The following is a 20,331-nucleotide window of genomic DNA, read 5'->3' as shown; positions in this document are numbered from 1 at the left end:
TGTCGAGCTTTCTTCAGCTCTGGATGCCAAATAATAACTAAATTAGGGAACAACTTTATGTTAAGGAAAAGCCTAGTCACGCTAGCTGTTTCTGCTTCTCTCGGACTCTTTCAACCCGCTTTCGCTGATAACTCCACCGGTTCCATTCACGGTAAAGCCGAAGCAGGTAAAGTCATCACTATTAAAAACAAACAAACTGGCTTCGAGCGTCAGATCACTGTAGGTAATGATGGCCGTTTCCAACTGCGCCAACTACCAACAGGTGACTACAGTGTTTCTGATGGTGCTGCTCAATACGATATTACCGTCGCTTTGGGCACTGGTGTACCAGTCAACTTCAACGGCGCAACTGAAGTTATCGAGGTTAGATCCCGCGTATTGGCCATCGACACATCTTCTGTCGAGTCCACCTCGGTTTTCACAGCAGCACAGTTGGACGAATTGCCGATTGCCAGAAACATGACAAGCGTGGCTTTGCTGGCACCAGGAACTGTTCAAGGTGATGCTGGTTTTGGTAACTTGGCTTCTTTTGGTGGCGCATCCGTTGCTGAAAACGGCTACTTCATCAACGGTTTTGATGTAACCAACATCCGTAACTTCGTTGCATTTGCTGATCTGCCCTATGACGCAGTATCGCAGCAACAGGTCAAAACAGGTGGTTATGGTGCGGAGTACGGTCGCTCCTTGGGTGGCATCGTCAACATCGTAACAAAGCGTGGTTCAAACCAGTGGGATTTCGGTGGTGCCGTTTACTACACTCCTGACTCCCTGCGCGAAGCCAGAAGCGACACTGTTACTTTAGATCCTGAAGCCGATTACAAGCAGAGATACGCATACTACCGCTCTGCTCACACTTATGACTATTTGAGCTACAACGCTTATGCTTCTGGTCCAATTATTCAAGATAAACTGTTCTTCTTTGGTTTGATCGAAGGTCGCAAAGACGAAATCAACACTTTTGGCTCCACTACAAGCACTCGCTATGAGTATGAGTCTCCACTAGGCCTATTGAAACTTGACTGGAACATTACCGATAGTCACTTGTTGGAAATGACCTATATCAAGAATGAGCAGGATGAAGACACCCTTAACTTCAGCAACGATGAAGGTGTATTTTATGGCACCGAACACGGCACTGCAGGCACGCCATTCACCACACGCGATGGCGGTGATGTTAAAATATTCAACTATACAGGCTTCCTGACCGACAACTTCACCGTCAGCGCGCTGTATGGAAAAATGAAAAACACCGCTGATGCAAAAATCCCTGCAGAAGGCCCTGGCGCAGACTGTCCGTTGGTGTATGACCGTCGTGAAACGCCGAACAGCTCTCAGCGTATTGGTTGTTGGGGTAAAGATATAGACCAGTACTACCAATTTGATCCGCTGGTTGGTCCTGAACAGGATATCAGGGAATCCATTCGCCTTAGCGCCCAGTGGTCATTAGGTGACCACAATATTAAATTCGGCTACGACGAAGAAGAGTTTAACTCTAGCAAACGCGGTAACAATTACTCTGGCGGTCACTACTGGCGCTGGCACATGGGAACCGGTCGTGCAGTTAGAGGTGTTGTCGTGCCGGAAGGTCAAGCCTACATCAGACACCTGACCCGCACTGTAGCTTCTGGCTCCTATGAAGTTCAAAATACGGCATTTCACCTGACCGACGAGTGGCAAGTTACCGATAACCTGCTGCTGAGTTTAGGCATCCGTGCAGAAGGCTTTGAAAACTTTAACTCCGAAGGTGTTTCATTTGTTAAGGGCGATACCAAGTACGCTCCGCGCTTGGGCGCAAGCTGGGATATCGATGGTGATGGCACTAAGAAGCTGTTCTCAACGTTGGGTCGTTACTACATTCCAATCGCTTCGAACACTAACATCCGACTTTCTGGTATCGAATACTCAACTGAAGAATACTTCCTGGTTGACAGCGCTGACGAAGATCCAGTTACCGCAGCACCAACCAAGCTGGGCGCTAAGTTGGGTGAAACATCTTACAACGGCGACGCTAATGCGCCGAACCCTGGCACAGTCGCAGCGACCAATCTGTCCCCCATGTTCCAGGATGAGCTAATTATCGGTTACCAACAGGAAGTGGGCGACTGGTCACTGGGTATCAAAGGTATTACTCGTAAGATCAAAGACGGTATGGATGACTACTGTTCCCACCAGGCGTTTATCAACTGGGCGGAAGACAATGGTCATGACGACTTTGACTACCACAGTATGGCCAACTGTATCATGATCAACCCTGGCAAAGACTTGAGCCTGGCGATAGATCTAGAAAATAATGGGCAGCTCACAGAAGTAACTATTCCGAAGTCATACTTCGGTTTGGATACCTATCAACGTAAGTACACAGCTATTGAGTTCTCATGGGAAAAAGCCATGGCCGATAACTGGATGCTGCAAGGTTCATATACCTGGGCGAAGAGTGAAGGTAACGCTGAAGGTTACGTTAACTCCACCCTTGAACAAGATGATGCTGGCCTGACCCAGGACATCGACAACCATCTGTTCCAGCACGGTGCATACGGTCCTCTGCCAAACGATCGCAGACACACTGTTAAGCTATTCGGTGCGTATAAGGTAAGCGATGAGCTGACAATCTCTGCCAACTTCCTTTTGCAATCAGGCAGACCAGTTTCCTGTAACGGCTTCATTCCCTTGGAGCAATACAAGGACGAACTGGGTGTTGATTACAGTGGCCTAGCGGGCTACGGTGCCTCATCCTACTACTGTGATGGTGAGTTGACTCAACGTGGTGACTACGGCCGTACACCTTGGCTGAAAATGGTTGATATGGGCGTGCGTTACAGACCAGAGTGGGCAGACGGCCTGACTCTGCAATTGGATGTTAGAAATATCTTTAACTTCCAAGGTGTAACTGAATACAACGAGAAAGGTGAAATCGGCTCTGGCTCTGCACCAGAAGTTAACCCTAACTTCCTGGCTCCAGTGGGTTACCAAACTCCACGCCGTGTTAGCATTTCTGCACGTTACAACTTCTAATCAAGCGTTAGTTGTTTAACTCAAAACGGCCCGATTTCGGGCCGTTTTTATTAATCTTCTTACTAATGAAACCAGCGAAGTTCTAAAACTGATAAACAGCTCTTCCGGTCAGGCCAGTTCGTCTTCACCAACCCGAATAACCAGCTTGCCGAAATTCTTACCTTCCAATAAGCCTTTTAATGCTTCGGGCGCATTTTCCAGGCCATCAATAATCTGCTCTTTATAGTGCATCTTGCCTTCGGCAAGCCAGGCGGCCATATCTTTGGCAAACTCAGGATAACGATGCCCGTAGTCATCAAAAATAATAAAGCCTTTGACCGTCATACGTTTCATCAGAATAGTCGACATCAACAGCCCAAGTCTGTCGGGACCAGCAGGCAGCTCAGTGGCATTGTAGGCCGCAATTGTACCGCACACCGGAATACGTGCGCTGGTGTTTAGCAGCGGCAGAACAGCATCAAATACCTTGCCACCAACGTTCTCAAAATAGATGTCTATGCCATTGGGACAGGCCTTTGCCAGTTGCTCAGCAAAGTCATCGGCCTTGTGGTCAATACAGGCGTCCACACCGAGGTTTTCCAGCGCAAAACGGCACTTCTGCTCGCCACCGGCAATAGCCACCACTTTGCAACCCAGCAACTTGCCCATTTGCGCCACAGTAGCCCCTACCGGGCCGGTCGCGGCGGCGACCACCAGGGTTTCTCCTGCCTTGGGCTGACCAATATCTTTCAGTCCCATATACGCAGTAAAACCTGGCATACCTAGCATACCGAGTGCATAGCTCACCGGTGCCTGAGCCGGATCCAGCTTAACCAGATCACAGCCATCCGATACTCCGTAGTCCTGCCAACCCACCACATAGCTCAGCACCCAGTCACCTTCAACGAAATCAGCATGCTTGGAACTCACCACACGGTTAATGGTGCCACCGATCATCGTTGCGCCCAGCGCCACAGGCTCTGCATAAGATTCAGCATCACTCATACGCCCGCGCATATAAGGATCCAGACTTAAATACACGGTTCTGAGCAAGACCTGTCCATCCTGAATCTCAGGTAAGGCGGATACCTTTAGGGCAAAGTTCTCTTTGCTTGGTGCGCCATGGGGACGTGAAGCCAGAGTCATCTGACGGTTTTCAAGTTTATTCTGTTGCATATGCAATCCTCGTTAAATATTAACCATATCGGCGGCCAACCTGCTTCAATACAAGGCCGGTTGCGCTGTTCATACGCCAAGCCATGCTGTTGAGGCTGTTAAGAATAAAATCATAGCCCCACCATGATTAGACCGGTCGTCTAGTCCATATTGGTAAAAAAAGCCCATTCCAGGGCTTACTTAGTATTTCGTCAGGCAATGCCTGTGTTATGCACCCAGCAGTTTACAAGTAAGCTGCATAGCCTGCTTGACCTGCTCATCGTCACGGCTCAGTTTAGTTAACAAACTGGCCCCCAACCACAATTGATACAAGTTGCTGGCCAGGGCCCGCACATCCTGCTCAGGCAGCGAGCCTTCGTTAATGGCTTCTTCAATGCAAGCCATTAGCCTGCCCATTGCTTGCTCGGTACCCTCTTTCAAGGTAAGTCGCATGGCCTCAGATAAATCCGCCACCTCTGCGCTAAGTTTTACCACCAAACAATCACACCGCCCTTGCGCTGGTGTAAAGCGCTGCAGCCACTGGGCGAAATAGTTGAGCAAACGCTGTTTGGCACTGATTTGCGACTGGCCCAGCAATGCTTCCATATCCTGCATATAAGTACTGAAATAATCTTCCAGTAACACCTGCCCATAGTGCTCTTTGGACTTAAAGTAGTGGTAAAACGATCCCTTAGGCACCCCGGCCTGCTGCAATAAGGCACTTAGCCCTACAGAACTAAAGCCTTGCTCGGCTAATATGATGCGACCGGTATCCAGCAGATGCTGGCGGGTGTCTTGGTATTTTGTTTTCATGACGCTACTTTAAACCAGATTAGACCGGTCGTCTACAAATAAATAAGGAGAACTAACCCAACTCTTGATGATAAAACACGGTGATGGCATCAAGCGCTGCACAAATTAAACCGGAAAACTCGTCTGAATCAGCCATTTCATCCGCACTCAAGCTACATCCCGTGGCGGGAATTCGCAGGCACGCCCCAGGTATCAATCTCGCAGCCATAGTCGTCAGTATTTCCCTGATTGCTTCATCGGCATGATGTGCCCTATGCGATGGGTTCAAAACCGCAACAGCTTTGTAGGCAAAACGGCTATAACCGACCAACCAATCCAGGGTATTTTTAATAACCCCGGTGACCCCATGGGCGTATTCCGGGCTGGCGATCACAATAACATCCGCATCCTGAATGTGCTGCCACAAACGTACCACCGCCAGAGGTGGATTCATCTCAATATCCGGATTAAATAACGGCAGATCGCCACAGCCGTCAAACAGCGTAAAATCACAGCGCCCAGCAGCCAGTATCTGGGTGGCTTGCAGTAATGCCAGGCTTCTGGATTGCTTACGCAAACTACCGCAAAGGCCGAGTATTCTCATGGTATTTCCTTAGTCCCGAGCAAAGACTTTGCGAAATCCATCCAATGCCGCGGGGTGGTAGATAGATAAGTGGGTCTCCGTAGGAAACTCGCTGTAACTGGCATGAACGCGAGGAGCCAGGTCGAGGATTTCAGCCAACTGGCGGGTTGGTTGGACAATGCCATCCTGGCTGCTGGCAGCAAGGTGAACACGTATTGCCTTACCATGATGCTGCGATATCAAAGTCGCCGCCTTGTCCACTAAGTCGCCATTGTTCCACCACAGACTGGGGTCAACGGCAATATAGGTATCAAACAGATCAGGCTCCAGCAGCATAGTCTCGACCGCAAACAGCCCGGCTAATGATTCCCCCACCAGCGCCCTTTCGCCGCTGGTACGAAAATGACTATCGATCACTGGTATCAGTTCTTTGCGGATAAAGGCCCGAAATGCCTTTGACTGCCCCAGCATAGTTGCAATCTTTTTGTCTTCCGGACTGTCAGTGGGACCGGTGAGGTCGCGCTTTCTGTCGGTGTTCTCTATCCCCACCAGAATAAAGGGGCGGATTGTCCAATTAAGTGAACCAATTTGTAGCAAACCCGCGATGTGTAAAAAATCTTCATGCAGCCCGCCATCTGGCATATACAAGACCGGAAAACGCATCTCAGCTTGTTCGAAATAAGCCTGGGGAAAATACAGGTTAATCCGCCTTGGCTCAGCCAATAGGTCAGATGACAGAACAAAGCTTTGCCCAATATTGAGTGGCTCCATCACGACATTTTCAGGGCTGGCCTTTGCAACATGCGGCAAACACAGACTTAGCCACATACACAGCATCAAGACCGATAAGTTCATTTTACGCTCGTTCATATGCTTTCCTTGTTTTCCTCCGCAGTTGCCCAGGACGTCCAGGCGGATGGCGGTAAGGCGCGGGTTTTCTCGGTGAGAAAGTCCAGCAGAGCTGTAACCTTGCGGGCGGTTTTATGGCGGCCATTAAAGACCGCGTACAACACCAGATCTTCGGGGTCTTTTTCCAGCACCACTTCTTGTAGCAGCCCCTGCTGGCATTCGTTCAGACAACTGACCGCAGGCAGGATGGCAAATCCAAGACCAGCGAGCGCCGCTTCCTTAGCCAGGTGCGCGCTGTTTACCCGGTAGGCAGAATATACCGGCAGCGTGAAAGTCGCGCGACCATCTTTAAATATCCAGGGCGTGCCGTTTAACGCGCTTAAACTGGTAATACAGGGTAACTGCTTAAACCGGCCAAGGCTGAGCTGGTCACTATAGCGGGTAATCAGTTGCGGTGCTCCAACTACCCTGCTTGGCCAGCGTGCAAGTTCCTTGGCTACCCAGGCGCTATCGAGTAAAGGGCCGCGGCCGTATTGCAGTAGAAGATCCACACCATCTTCAAGCCCCTGTGTTGGCGCCAGATTGGTATCGCAGCTTAAGCTGAGCCTGGGATGTCGCACACAGAACTCCGCCAGCCACTTGGCCAGTAGCGGCAAGTCCGGCATTAACAGCTTAAGGTGCCCGGCCACCTCATTACCTTGCGCGCCAATCTCCATCAGGCGGCCATCCATGGCATCCAACATAGGCAGTACTTGCTCGTACAAGGCGCTGCCCGCTTCGGTGGCTGACATTCTGCGGGTGGTGCGTTCAAGTAAGCGCAAACCCAACACCTCTTCCAGCAGCGCCACATGACGGCTGACATTGGACGACGGCAGATTCAGCGCAAAAGCCGCCTGCTTAAAGCTTTTATGTTCGAATACCTGCTTAAAGCTAAACAGCCAGGCCAGTTCTATTTTCTCAAGCAGCATTAACCCACCAAACGGGATTATTAATTCAATTACTGCCAATTTATCCCATAAAAATCAGCATGAATACTATAGCCTGCTATTCACTTAAGAGCTGATCCACATGCAACAACCTAAAAAAATCGCCATTATTGGTGCCGGTGTCGCCGGTCTTGCCTTTGCTTTACTGGCCTGTCGTCAGGGCCATAAGGTGCAGGTGTTTGAACGTAAAGGACTAGGCACGCAAATGGGAGCTGGCGTTACCTTGTGGCCCAATGCCACCTTTGTACTGGCAAAAATGGGCCTGCTGCCCGCGATTGAAGCCAGAAGCGGTAAGCCCGGCTGGATGCGACGCTTAACGCCTGACAATAATGAAATGACCGCACTACCCATCGCCGAGCTTGACCAACTCAGCGGTTACCCCAGTTTGACTATCCTGCGCCAGGATTTAATGGCGGTGTTAATTGAGGCCTGCAAACAGGCTAATATTGCGCTGACCGTTAACCACCCCATCGACCAATCCCAGTTGGCAATGCTGCGTCAACACTATGATTTGGTGATTGGCGCTGACGGTCGTATGCAGTCTGCCGCCCGTCATTTTGTTGCACCCTATGCCCGCCCCGTTTATCAGGGCTTTATCAATATCATTGGTATCAGCCGCTATGCGCAAAATACTCTCGGCCCCTCGGCCATCTTAGATTATTGTGGCGACGGGCAGCGCTTTGGCATTGTGCCTGTCAGTGATACCTGCGCCTACTGGGCTGCGGCCTGGCAAACGCCACTTGGAGACATTGATGACCCGGCTTTTGCGCTTCCCCGGTTAAAAGCGCGTTTTGCCCACTGGCCCGCCACTGTGCAGTTCATGCTGGAATATGCAAAACCGCAATCTATCCGCCCCATATTTGTGCATGATTTAGACCCCCTTCCTTGCTGGTATAGACAGAATGTCTTGCTGATTGGTGATGCCGCCCATGCCTCGCTCCCCACCTCAGGCCAGGGTGCTTGTCAGGCCTTGGAAGATGCCTGGCATTTGGCAGAATGCTTGGCACAACTACCCGACACCCAAAGCCTGCTGCAACAGTTTCAGCTAAGACGACAAGATAAAACCAGCCGTATTCAGCTAAGCGGCCGGGCCCTAGCCAGCATGATATTTAACCCGGTAAGCGCCACGACTCAGGCCGGTTTTGTAAAGCAGTCATTGCAGGATATTGTCAGTGTATGGATGTCGGGTTTATCAATGGTGAAATAAGCTGACAGATCAGAAAACTGCATATCAGCGGCAGCTACGGGTGCCGCTGTCTACAATAGGCAACTCACTAAAACGGCGCTGCAGTGCCAAACTGCTAAGGCCCGTAGAAATAGCGAACCAGTGGACCGAGATCCTTACCTTCCCCCAAAATCATTCGTTTCAGAATTCTCTCGTCGGCCTTCGTGGCGTCTAAATCAGCATCTTTGCTGCAACTTGCCCAAGCTTCTCTGGACTTTTCGGTTGCAGAGACATCGGGGTCGAACACAACGCAGAAGCCACGACCTTTTAGATCACCACCCGTTGCCAGCAAGATAACGTAGTGAAAACCGGTAAACTTTGAGGTCGCTCCAGCAAATTTACCATCTGTCTTATACACCAATACTTTTTCCTTAAACGCCTTTTTAGCCAACGATGCGGCAGCAGACTGAGTTAAGTTCTCTCCTCTGCGGATTTCAATTTCGGTAGCTCTTACGTCCCAATAATGAGGAATAAATTTTAGTGCTCGGTCATGGCAATCTGCCGTCTTCCATTGAATACAGTGCGTTAGTTGCATGTCAGGTTTCATCGCTAACCATCCAGCTAACTTGTTACGTAAGGGAATTACATCGTACCCATCCGGTGTGTCTAAACAATTGCACATAACCATCTCCATTTGCTTGATGAGGTCTTGCCGGTAATTTTTGAGCGTCCACAACCTAGAGAGCAAACAACGCCTTTAGCAGCTAAGAAGTTATAGGCGAAACTCTTTACCTTGGCCATCTGGTCTTCGACTCTCATCCTATAACTTTCGAGGGCCTTACTATTTAACGCTGCTTGTATTAACTTGCCTTTTTAAGCTGCGCGATATAGCGGGAGTCGACATGGATAAATACCTACTCACCAAACAGGAGATTGATGAATACCAAGGTGTTCACAAGACCCATTTTCTAAATAAAAACGCGCAGCGGGTGAATAAGTCGCTGGGGGATTTAACCGGCCTGAGCGGCTTGGGGTTTCATATTATCCAAGTGCAACCTGGCCATGAAACCACGGAGTTTCATGTTCACTATTATGAGGATGAGTGCGTTTACATTCTTGAGGGGCAAGCCGAAGCCTGGATTGGTGAGGAACGCCACAATGTCTACCCTGGCGACTTTATTGGCTACCGGGCCGGTGGTAAGCCGCATAAGCTGGTAAATAACGGCACCAGCATCTTGAAATGTATTGTGGCAGGACAGCGCACCGAGCATGATGTGGCCGACTACCCCCACCAGCAAAAGCGCATTTATCGCAATAAGGATATGCCATGGAATCTTGTGGATATGCAGGCGATCAGCGAACCGGTAGCGGGCAAGAAAGTATAACGGTAAGCAACGAGAAACAGCGGGTATGCCGTTCAATTTACGGCATACCCGCCACAGATTATTGGGTCAGTAAGTGCTTTTCCAGAAAGGCGGCCATCATGCTGTAGTAATGCAGGGCCGTGGCCTTATCCGCACCAATATGGTGGGTACGGTTTGGATAGGCGAAAAACTCAAACTGTTTATTGTGTTTCACCAGTTCATTAATCAGTTTTTCCGAGCCCTGATAATGCACATTGTCGTCACCTGTGCCATGTATCAGCAGCAACTTGCCACTCAAATCCTTAGCAAAGCTAATAGGCGAGGTATTGTCATAACTGTCAGGATCGGTATTGGGGTTACCTGAATAACGTTCCTGGTAGATAGTGTCATACAGACGAATATCTGGCACGGGTGCCGAGGCAATGCCCACATGGAACTTGTCGCCGTGGCGGAACAACAGATTCAGGGTAGAGCTACCGCCCCCAGAATGCCCCCATACGCCAACTCTGTTGCTATCAATTACCGACCAGCGCTTGGTCATGGCATCCAGGGCGTCTACCTGGTCACGTACTGTCACTGAGCCAATCTTCTTGTAAATCGACTTACGCCAGTCACGCCCTTTGGGCGCGCGGGTGCCGCGGTTGTCTACCGAGGCGACAATAAAGCCGCGCTGCGTCAGCAGCGATTGATACAAGTAACCACTGCCACCCCAACGGTCCTGCACTGTAGAGCCCCAGGGTTCACCATACACATAAAACACAATAGGGTACTTTTTGCTGGGATCCATATTAGCCGGGAACAGAATGTAACCGTCCAGTTCTACCCCATCGCGGGCATTCACTTTGAAAAATTCATGGCGGGGCAAGCTTTGCTCTGCCAGTTTGGCATTTAGCTCCTGATTATCCACCAAGGTAATCACAGGGGCATGCTCGGCCACCTTGATAATCTGCTTAACCGGCGGCTGTCCAAACTTGGAATAGGAATGCATGGCCCAAGACGCATCATCAGACATATAGTAACTGTTGCTACCCTCAAACTCGGCAGGGGTAACGCGTTGCGGTTTGCTGGAGCCATCCAGCGCAGTACGATACAAGTAACGCTGTGAGGGATTATCCGGTGAAGCGGTGAAGTACAGCACGTTTTTCGCTTCATTCAGGGCCAGCATATCGACAATATCAAACTGACCGGGTGTCAGGTCGATAATCTGTTTTCCATCCCGAGAGACCCGATACAGATGGCGCCAGCCATCCCGTTCGCTATGCCAGATAAAGAACGAGCCGTCTTGGGACCACTTGGCCTCATAGAACCATTCCAGGAAAGCCTCGTCTTTGTCTTCCAGAATCTTGTTTAATTGATTCTGCTGCCAGTCAAACAGCCAAACCTTGTTCTGGCTTTGCGGGCGGTTCACATCCTGAATCAACAAAGTGTCACCGTTTCCTGCCCAACTGATGCGCGGAATATAGCGATCTCTGTTATCCCCACCGAGCTCTGCCCAGCGGGTTTTACCATCTTGGATGCTGACCACCCCAACTTTCACCGCCGAATTGGTTTCACCGGCTTTGGGGTAAGGAAAGCGAGTCAAAGTAGGATACGAGGCCTCGGTGTTGTTCAGCATGGTGAAGTACTTCACCTCGCTGGTATCTAGCTGCCAGTATGCAATAGCGCGATTGTCCGGGCTCCAGCGAAAACCGTCACGGATAGAAAATTCCTCTTCATACACCCAGTCGAAGTTGCCGTTTACCAGAGTGTCATTGCCATCGGTGGTGAGTGCGGTAACAGCTTTACTCCCTACCTGTTCCATGTAGATGTTGTTGTCTCGTACATAAGCCACTTTGCTGCTGTCGGGAGAGAACTTAGCAAACATCAGCTTTTTCTCGGGTGGCTGTTCACCCCCGAGCTGATAGAGTGCATTGGTGTTAAGGTTCAACAACCAAAAATCACCGCGACTGCGCGAACGCCATACCCGCTCACCGTTGGTAAATACCATCAGCCACTGACCATCCTCTGACCACTGATAGCTTTCTATACTCAAGGGTTCTTCTGCACCTTGGGGTATCAGCTTTTCAAAAGCCACCAGCACTTTACGGCCGCTTCCATCCGGGTTGTAAAACACTATGTCATTGCCTTTTACCCCGTGCTCTTCTTCATCATCCACCGCATCGGCTTCGGCATTCTCCGGCTTTGTGGTTTTCGCTGCTTCGCGTTCTTCCAGCACGGTATAACCCGTGCCATCTTCGAGCCAGGTAAAATAGGTGCTGCGTTGCTCTTTAAAGGCTTTATCCTGGTAAATTTGCTCAAGGGTCAGAGGCGATGCGATCGGTGTGTCCTGCTTGGCCGTTACCGAACAGCCCTGCAATGCCAAACCAGCAAAGACCGCCAGTACCAAGCCACGCGTTTTTGTAATTATCATGTTGTTCCTCAATGGCGAGCGCGGGTTTTATCTATGGCTGGTCTGCAGATTTCTGGACCAACCTTGTTGCAGTGCTCAGAGTAAGGCAAGCCTGGTCAGATACAAAGTCATCAGCGACAAAATAACCTAGCTTTCAGATCAGAATGAACAGTGCAAGCCTATTCGCAAAATGAGGGGGCAGAAAGACCATTTGGATATACCCCTGCACCTAATCAGTAAACTTGGCCAACAAGGCCTGATGATCTTGAAAATTCAATCCGCAGCGACGAATAAAGTCATTTAGGGCGTCCATCTCCCGACTGATTATTGTTTTATCGACAGACTTGTCCGGTCTTGGTGGCGGAAACACTCCGTAACCGGCCAGCATGCATGCCCATGATTTCGGCTGATAACTGCCCATCAAATTATGTTTATACATATCTCCAACAAAGTCCTGGCTGTGCTGCCACAAGTGCAGAATGTTGTTTAAGTTATCGGAGATATGACTGTTCGCGGCGTTATCCCGCCAATAGTCGCTATCCTGGCGTTGATTGGCTTTATAGTGACAGACAATATAATCCCTGATGCCATCAAATCTGGCATTAATGTCTTTGTTGAATTCATCCTCAAACTGGTTACTGAAATGGCCTTGCTGAAAATACTGCATAAACTGCGCAATAGTGTTGAAATAAAGCGCAATGGCCGTAGCTTCCAGCGGCTCAATAAAGCCTTGGGATAAACCCACCGCCAAACAGTTTTTATGCCAGTGCTTCTGAACTCGGCCCACTTTCATGCGCAGGTGCCTGGCCTCCACATCAGCGTCCAGTAATCCCAAATGCTGCCTTAGCTCCGTTTCCGCTTGGTCGGCATCAATATAATCGCGGCTGTATACATAACCGTTACCAAAACGATTGCGCAGCGGGATCTTCCAGGCCCAACCATTGGTAAGGGCAGTGGAACGGGTTTCAACAGGCAGTCGTTCAGCGATGGGACTTGGCATCACCACGGCTGCATCATTAAATAAGTTCTGTTTGTAACTGTTAAAGTTAACGCCCAAGCCTTGTTGTAGGAGCAACGCGTTAAACCCTGAACAATCAATAAAAAAGTCTGCGGCTAACGACATACCATCACTGAGCTTAACGGCGCTGATATTTCCTTGTTGATTAAGCTCAACATCAGTGACATGCCCCTCAATTCTTGTCACGCCGCTACGCTGCGCCTGTTCGGCGAGAAACTGCCCCAACAAGGCAGAGTCAAAGTGATAGCCGTATGCCACCCCAAAAGGAAAAGACTCGGCTGGCAAAGGGCCTAAATGCTGCCTTGTCAGGTAGGTTTCCAGAAAATACTTATCGGGATGTGCATCAACAGCATAACCCTGCATTCTGGCCTGGATATGCTTAAAAAACAGCGGCAGAGTGAACACATCGTCCGTCTGCGCAGCAAAGGGATGAAAGTAAGACTCAAAGCCAGCAATGCTTGACCATTTATCAAAGGTGATGCCGTTTTTATAGGTGGCATTACAGTGCGGCATCCACTGCTGGTCACTGACATTAATCGCATCAAAAAATAACTTAAGATGCGGTGTACTCCCCTCTCCTACCCCGATAATACCTATGTCTTTCGACTCAACCAGGCTGATATCAACATCCTGCCATTTAGCGGCCAACAGATTCGCCGCCATCCAACCCGCCGTGCCGCCGCCGACAATCAGTATCTTTCTGGGTTTACTATTTAGCATCACACTTTACCTGTGCCTTATTTTTGTAATTTTTTAATAAAGTAATCTTTGACGGCCCGCACATATTCAGAGGTGAGTTTGCCCAAAATATGATGCTGGTGCGGCGGAATGTAAGAGACGGGATCTACGCCCTGTTTAAATAAGTAATGGTCGAACATATGGCGCCAGGCTTCGCGCTGTTTGGGCGAGAGCTCCCGCATGGCCAGCAAAGCCAGATTCAGACTGTCTATGGCACTAGGCGACACAGCATCAGGTGCCGATGAGCCATTCCACCAGTAGTTCATCAGTGCATTGACCTTGTCCAGCGATTCCACATGATGCCACCACAGCATAGGAATAAAGATGGCATCGCCCGCTTCAAGCTCGGCGCTAACGGCTTCGACCTGGGCCTTTTTAAACAGGGGAAAGCGCTCAAAGTCGGGATTATGAATATCCACCAAACTGGTGGGAGCACCGGCCGGGGTAAAATTGAGCGGGCCGGGATATAAATGGCCGGTTTGCGCGGGCGGAAACAGTATAAAGCGCCGCCGCCCGGCCACCACGCAGGCAAGATTATCAGAACCATCATAATGGGTGCTGACAATGCCCTCATTGCCAACCCATAAACGAGGGGCCAGCTCAGGGAAAAACTCGCTGCAGTTTTGCTCAATCAAGCCCGGTAAAAGGTCGTTTATCTGGGCATTCTGCATAGAGATCGCCGGGTAGACCTCTCTGTCAATCAGCTCAAGCAAGCGCCCCAAAAACAGATCAAAACGCTCCTCACCACTTAAGTAGTTAACATCTGTCATCTCGTCATTGTAATAAAAGCGCTTATTGGCCGCCGGCGGTGCCACCACCATTCTGGCCTTCTTGCCTTGGTAAAAGCTAAGCAGGTAGGCGGTAAACGCATCGGGCCCCTTGCCAGCAGACGCCACAAGCGGCCAATTTTCCGCAAAGCCACGAATGACCACAGGCTTTTGTTCGGGCACAATCTGCTCAAAAAACTGCCCGGCGGTCAGCGTCGAATATTCCGCAATCTTTTTGTATTCTGTCATAGGCGCCAGTTGCCTCCTGTCAGCAGCCAACCTCCACCACTTGCCATTCCGCTATTCATAAAGCCGGACAATGGGCCTGAAGATAATCATGATGGCTTGGCATGTTTTGTACTTCACGGAGGATCTGTTGACGATTTTCATTTAGGGTTCGGGTCAGCGCATCGGAATTAAAGGCATCCAGCAGCGGGTGGTACTTGTGGGGCCGCTGCTTCATCCCTTCTAAAATGGCATACCAACTATCGCTGGTAAAAAACTGCCCCGGAGTATGTTCAAGCTGCCCGCGTTTTTTGAACACGCGGATTTTCTCTCTCACACTGTCCGGCACCGGCATGTTCTGACACCAGCGCCAAAACTCACTGTCTTTACGCCCTGAGGTGCAGTAATGGAGGATAATGAAATCACGGATCTCTTCATAATCCTGGTCGATTTTTTGGTTAAAGCTACGCTCATTGTCCCCATCAAAATCCCGGTCAGGGAAGTGCTTGATAAAGTGCACCAGGGTTTTATACACCAGATGAATGGCGGTTGATTCGAGCGGCTCTAAAAATCCGCCAGCAAGGCCCAGGGCAAGGCAGTTGTTATGCCAGATTTTCTTGCGCTTGCCGGTTACAAAGGGGATCACCCTGGGTTCATTCAATAGTCGGCCCTGGACACTGCTTAACAGGGTATCCATGGCTTTGTCATCAGAACAAAACTGACTGGCAAACACATAACCATTGCCGCTTCGATGCTGTAGCGGGATAGACCAAGTCCAACCGGCCTCACGGGCTGTCGCCACAGTATAAGGAACGGGAGGCGCAACGTTTTTTGTTTGTACCGTCACCGCACGGTTGCAAGGTAAATAATCTGACCAATCCAGATAACCTGTTTGCAGGCTTTGTTCGATAAGCAGCCCTTTAAAGCCGGTGCAGTCGATATAAAAATCACTGTGAATCTCACCGCCATTGTCCAGCGCCAGGCCTTGGATAAAGGACCTATGGTCAAGAACCACCTGATTTACCGTCGCTTCAATGCGGTTTACTCCGCGCTGCAAACAAAGTTCGCGCAAGAAACGTGCAACCAGCGCCGCATCTAAATGCAAAGCATGCGCGTAACCGGCTTGCACCCAGTTTTGAGGCTGTAGGGGGCGCAGCATAAAGCGCTGTTGCTCTGCCATGATTGCCCCAGGTGAATAATCCAGCCAGCGGGCGTCAGAGCCATCTGCCACCGACTTAAGCCAGGCCTGGTAAAAGTCGAAGCCATTGATGTCTTTGCCCACTCTGCCAAAAGGGTGAAAAAATTGTTCACCTGGCAATGACCAGTCATCAAAACGTATACCTAATTTAAAACTGGCTGAGGTGGCCTGAATAAATTCTTTGAGATTGATTTGGCAGGCCTGGATAAAATCCATAATGGAGGGCACGGTAGACTCACCCACCCCAATGGTGGCAATGTCGGGAGACTCCACCACAGATATTTGTATGCCACTGCCTCTTAGGGCACTGGAAAGTAAGGTGGCAGCCATCCAACCTGCAGTACCACCACCAACAACACAGATGGACGTTAAGGCATTTTGCATTATAAAAACCGAATCAGGTTAATCAGCATCCGCTGTTATCACACCAATATTCAACTCCAAGTCCTTAGCATTAAATAAACTGCGCAGTATTACTACTGCGCAGTTATTATCGACTCGCCTTAACGGGATTAGAAGGTTGCACGAACCGTTAATGCATAACGACGGTCACTGGTAAAGGTGAACGCATCGGTCAGCCTACCTGCTTGGTTCTGCTGGTATTGGGTTTCGGTGTCGGCGCCCAGCACATTATTCACCTGCAATCCCACCTTAACGTTTTCGTTTATGGTGTAAAACAGGCTGGCATCCATCATGCCCTGTGCCTTTGAATAAGCCGGAACGAATTCTTCCGACTCACGCAGTGTCAGCAGATATTCTGAACGCCAGGTATAAGCCAGACGGAAAGATATGTCGTCCTTCTCATACATACCGACAATATTAAAGTTCTGATCAGAATAGCCTTGCAGAGGTAATCCGGTGAACTGACGGAATGAGTTGCGGTTATCAGTAATAGGTACACCCGCACCGTTAAACTGAATGGCTTGGGTAGGGGTCGTATTCGGATCCTCCAGGCCGTTCTGATCGATATAGGTGTAGTTAACCTGCAGACCTAAACCACTCCACATACCCGGCAACATGTCGTAAAACTGGGAATACGACACTTCAAAGCCGCGCAATGTACCTGACCCTGTGTTATCCGGACCATAGGCAGAAATCGGATAAACCGTACCGTCAACTTCAAGCTCGGTTGAGAAACTCTTGTTGCGAATAATATTGGACAGTTTTTTGTGGAACACACCAACCGTCAATGAGCCCGCCGGGGCAAAATACCATTCGGTGGTCAAATCCAGGTTAACTGACTTCTCAGGCTTTAAGAATGCATTACGCGCATTGGCGCTGATCTCAATGTTCTGCAGGTCCACCGTGGGGTTGGTTTCTTCGTCCTTCGATTCATTGGGGTTTTGATAAACCTCCTGATAATCGAGACTCACCACCATCTTGTTGGCTGCATCCACCAGGCTCGGATAATACAATCCTTCTGAGGCGCCAAATCTCACCACCACATCATCTGTTAACCCAAAGCTCAGGTTTAAGCTCGGCAACACCGTGGTGTAGTCCGTTCCCTTAATCGTACTGGCAAAAGACTCGCCAGAGGCCAAATCGAAAATACTGGGGTATTTGCTCAACATCACCTGATACAAGGAACCGGTTTCATCGGTGCCTCGTCTGGACGTGGCGGGTAAATTAATCCCACCGGTAGATTCCAACTGATAGTTTACATAGCGTAAGCCTAAGTTACCTTTGACCAGAATATCGGACAGCTCAACATCAAAGTCGGCGCGCACATAGAACTCGGTGCGGTCGGTTTTGCTTGAGCTGATATGACGAGGCGCAAAATGGCTGAAAGAGCGGTCCGCTAAATCTTCATAAGGCAAGGCGCAACCACCGCTTCCGTCCATGGCATTGCCCAGCGCACTCCAGGTTCCACAGGCATCACGTAAGGTTTGCTCATAATTCTTCGCAAGGTCCATACGAGGGAACAAGAAACTGTTGTTAGCACCAACAAAGGTATTGCCATTGTAGTGGTCGGCAAAGCTGATTCTGTCATACAACTCAGGCACGACTTGCGGCGACGCATTGTAAGAAGCCAGCGCCTGCCAAGGCGTGCCAAGCGCCTGCCAGCCCTCGTAATTGGTATCACGGACAATCAGCTCTTTCTCGGAATAATAAAGCCCGGCTTTGATGGCAGTAAATGCCCCATCCAGACTATATACAAAGTCCACTTTATAACTATCGGAGCTCGCCTCGTTATGCTCTTCCTGCTGCATACCCGATGCCAGTCGCAAAATAGGGTTGGTATTCACTTCAACATCAGGAGGCGTAGAGGTATTGGCATTGAGGAATTCAATACTGGGTGTGGAGCCCCTTAAGTCCAGGAAAAATGGCGCGTTATCTCTGGTTTGATTACCGTTGATTCTGGAAGTGACCGAGTTGTTATGCACAATCTGTTCAGAATCAATATGTTGATAATCAACTACGGCGGTTAAACGGTCAGTGGCTTTGAACACCAAGTTAAACGAGGTGTCTTTTACCGTACTCTCGTTGTAGTTGTAGCGAGAACGGAACTGCAGAGGCAACTCGGGTTCATTCTGGCGTCCAACACCAGAGGTCAGATAACCGTCAGCATCAACAGTTAAAGGGCGTCCATCGTCGCTTTCATCAAACCACTGAATGGCATCTGGCGCATAAGGCAAGAACCCACGGTCACCGGAAGCGATAACATACTCGCGCCATTCCAGTGATGCCTTAGAATCAATGTGTTCCAAGGTGGCTTTAATTCTTTCATCGGCGCTTTGCCATTGCAGTGAAGCGGTAAAACCGCGGCGCTTACGGTCGTTTTCAGCGCTTGCCATGGTAAAGTTTGCTGGCGCATACCAGGTCACGCCATCGGGCTGACCTTCAAGAGCGCGTCCTTCGTACTTAGGCACATAAGCGGCCTGATCTTCTTCGCTATAAACAACAGTATCTTCAAAGCCTGCACCGCAGGCACGCCAATCTGATGCGCCTGGAATACACGGGTTGGAATAAAGTCCGGCATGTACACCAGGGCTGGGTGTACCCCATTCATCGTAAGAAAATACATCGATGGGTCCACGGCTATGGTAGTTGCCTAAACCAAAGCCATCGCCTCGGGTTCTGTATTCAGAGTTTGACGCGGCAACCAATAAACCAAACTTGCCGGAGTCCGTGTCCCAGTTATCGGAAAACAAAGCACTAAATGACGGCGTGGTTTCTTCGCGATAATCACCGTAGTTTGCTTGTGCACTCACGGCCACCAGACGGTTATCAGAATCAAACGGCTTGCGGGTCACCAAATTTACCGTACCGGCAATGCCGCCAGAAATAAGATCCGCCGTCTGGTTCTTTACCACTTCCACGGCACCCAGCAGCTCGGCGGGGAAATCCTCGTAGCTAAGGCCGCCATAAGGGTTGGCGCTAAAACTGTCACGCCCATTAATTTCGCTGCGCACACGGTCTAAACCGCGCACTAAAACGCTGGTTCCTTCGTCTGCATAGTGCTTAGGGTCGTCGGATGCAGCAAAGCGCTCAATAGTAACGCCAGGAACACGCTGCAAAGCTTCAGTAACAGACTTATCAGGTAACGCGCCGATATCAGAAGCAGTGATGGCATCTTTTACCGTATCGGCAAAGCGCTTTATGTTCTGAGCGGTCTGCAGACTTTGGCGAATGCCGCGAACCTCAATGACTTCCGTCGACTCCTCAACATTCAGCTCTTGCACAGCAGTTTCCTGCGCAAAGGCGGACATCGACAGCGAACAGGACATGGCTGCTGATATCGCTATCACCAGGCGTTTTCTCTGAAATTGACTAGACATGTTTTACCCTCAATGTGTTTCTTATAATGTTTGCTATTGTCATAACCCCAGCTTCATTTATCGATGCCAGTACCTTGTCTCATCTCTTAACAACAGGATGACAGCGCTGTCATTTAAAAAATACGAAAGTGGCAGCACCCCAACAGGTTTACTTCCCCTTACAACCATGTAGGAGCAGTGCATGTATTTATCTTCTCATCAAAAACAATGCACCGAGTCACAAGTACCAAGGCTTCCCTGCGACCTGAAAGTTAATAAATAACTATATATTTTTATAATTTTAGTTATTTATTAACATCATTTAACATTAAGGTGGTTATTAATTCAACTGC

General features: G+C 49.6%; 14 protein-coding genes. 3 read left to right on the top strand and 11 right to left on the bottom strand.

Going from position 1 to position 20,331, the window contains the following annotated elements; all coding sequences use genetic code 11:
• Positions 1–57 precede the first annotated feature (57 nt).
• Positions 58–3,012, top strand: a complete 2,955-nt coding sequence (locus tag KJY73_RS12960; protein WP_214344146.1) for a TonB-dependent receptor — start codon at positions 58–60, stop codon at positions 3,010–3,012.
• Between the two features lie 108 nt (positions 3,013–3,120).
• Here the strand turns inward: KJY73_RS12960 and KJY73_RS12955 are convergent, their stop codons facing one another.
• From KJY73_RS12955 to KJY73_RS12935, 5 genes are all read right to left on the bottom strand, one after another.
• On the bottom strand, positions 3,121–4,167 hold the full coding sequence (locus KJY73_RS12955; protein WP_214344145.1) for an NADP-dependent oxidoreductase: 1,047 nt from the start codon (positions 4,165–4,167) through the stop codon (positions 3,121–3,123).
• A gap of 207 nt (positions 4,168–4,374) precedes the next feature.
• Positions 4,375–4,959, bottom strand: coding sequence for a TetR/AcrR family transcriptional regulator (locus KJY73_RS12950; RefSeq protein ID WP_214344144.1), 585 nt, complete (start codon positions 4,957–4,959; stop codon positions 4,375–4,377).
• A 52-nt stretch (positions 4,960–5,011) separates the two neighbouring features.
• Complete coding sequence (locus KJY73_RS12945) at positions 5,012–5,542, bottom strand: NADPH-dependent FMN reductase (RefSeq protein ID WP_214344143.1); 531 nt, start codon at positions 5,540–5,542, stop codon at positions 5,012–5,014.
• Between the two features lie 9 nt (positions 5,543–5,551).
• On the bottom strand, positions 5,552–6,391 hold the full coding sequence (locus KJY73_RS12940) for an alpha/beta hydrolase (protein WP_214344142.1): 840 nt from the start codon (positions 6,389–6,391) through the stop codon (positions 5,552–5,554).
• On the bottom strand, positions 6,388–7,338 hold the full coding sequence (locus KJY73_RS12935; protein WP_232848593.1) for a LysR family transcriptional regulator: 951 nt from the start codon (positions 7,336–7,338) through the stop codon (positions 6,388–6,390). Before KJY73_RS12935 ends, KJY73_RS12940 begins: the two co-directional genes overlap by 4 nt.
• Before the next feature lie 100 nt (positions 7,339–7,438).
• Here KJY73_RS12935 and KJY73_RS12930 point away from each other — a divergent pair, with 100 nt between their 5' ends.
• A complete protein-coding gene (locus KJY73_RS12930; RefSeq protein WP_214344141.1) occupies positions 7,439–8,563 on the top strand; it encodes an FAD-dependent monooxygenase in 1,125 nt (374 codons plus the stop codon).
• A 94-nt stretch (positions 8,564–8,657) separates the two neighbouring features.
• Here the strand turns inward: KJY73_RS12930 and KJY73_RS12925 are convergent, their stop codons facing one another.
• A complete protein-coding gene (locus KJY73_RS12925) occupies positions 8,658–9,116 on the bottom strand; it encodes a hypothetical protein (protein ID WP_214344140.1) in 459 nt (152 codons plus the stop codon).
• Between the two features lie 307 nt (positions 9,117–9,423).
• Here KJY73_RS12925 and KJY73_RS12920 point away from each other — a divergent pair, with 307 nt between their 5' ends.
• Entirely contained in the window at positions 9,424–9,906 is a 483-nt protein-coding gene (locus KJY73_RS12920) for a cupin domain-containing protein (protein WP_214344139.1), read from the top strand.
• A 58-nt stretch (positions 9,907–9,964) separates the two neighbouring features.
• On the opposite strand, the gene KJY73_RS12915 is transcribed toward KJY73_RS12920, so the two are convergent.
• From KJY73_RS12915 to KJY73_RS12895, 5 genes are all read right to left on the bottom strand, one after another.
• Positions 9,965–12,295 (bottom strand): S9 family peptidase, encoded by a 2,331-nt coding sequence (locus tag KJY73_RS12915; protein ID WP_214344138.1) that lies wholly within the window; start codon positions 12,293–12,295, stop codon positions 9,965–9,967.
• Positions 12,296–12,503: 208 nt separating this feature from the next.
• Complete coding sequence (locus KJY73_RS12910) at positions 12,504–14,012, bottom strand: tryptophan halogenase family protein (protein WP_214344137.1); 1,509 nt, start codon at positions 14,010–14,012, stop codon at positions 12,504–12,506.
• Between the two features lie 17 nt (positions 14,013–14,029).
• Positions 14,030–15,046: a cupin-like domain-containing protein gene (locus KJY73_RS12905; protein WP_214344136.1), complete on the bottom strand. Its 1,017-nt coding sequence runs from the start codon at positions 15,044–15,046 to the stop codon at positions 14,030–14,032.
• A 55-nt stretch (positions 15,047–15,101) separates the two neighbouring features.
• Positions 15,102–16,604, bottom strand: coding sequence for a tryptophan halogenase family protein (locus KJY73_RS12900; RefSeq protein ID WP_214344135.1), 1,503 nt, complete (start codon positions 16,602–16,604; stop codon positions 15,102–15,104).
• 128 nt (positions 16,605–16,732) lie between these two features.
• On the bottom strand, positions 16,733–19,999 hold the full coding sequence (locus KJY73_RS12895; RefSeq protein ID WP_214344134.1) for a TonB-dependent receptor: 3,267 nt from the start codon (positions 19,997–19,999) through the stop codon (positions 16,733–16,735).
• Positions 20,000–20,331: the final 332 nt, after the last annotated feature.

The sequence above is a fragment of the Bowmanella yangjiangensis genome (genome assembly GCF_018531185.1).
In the GTDB taxonomy this organism is placed as follows: domain Bacteria; phylum Pseudomonadota; class Gammaproteobacteria; order Enterobacterales; family Alteromonadaceae; genus Bowmanella; species Bowmanella yangjiangensis.
Note: the sequence above shows the minus strand (reverse complement) of the source record. Positions and strands in the feature narration are given on the sequence as shown.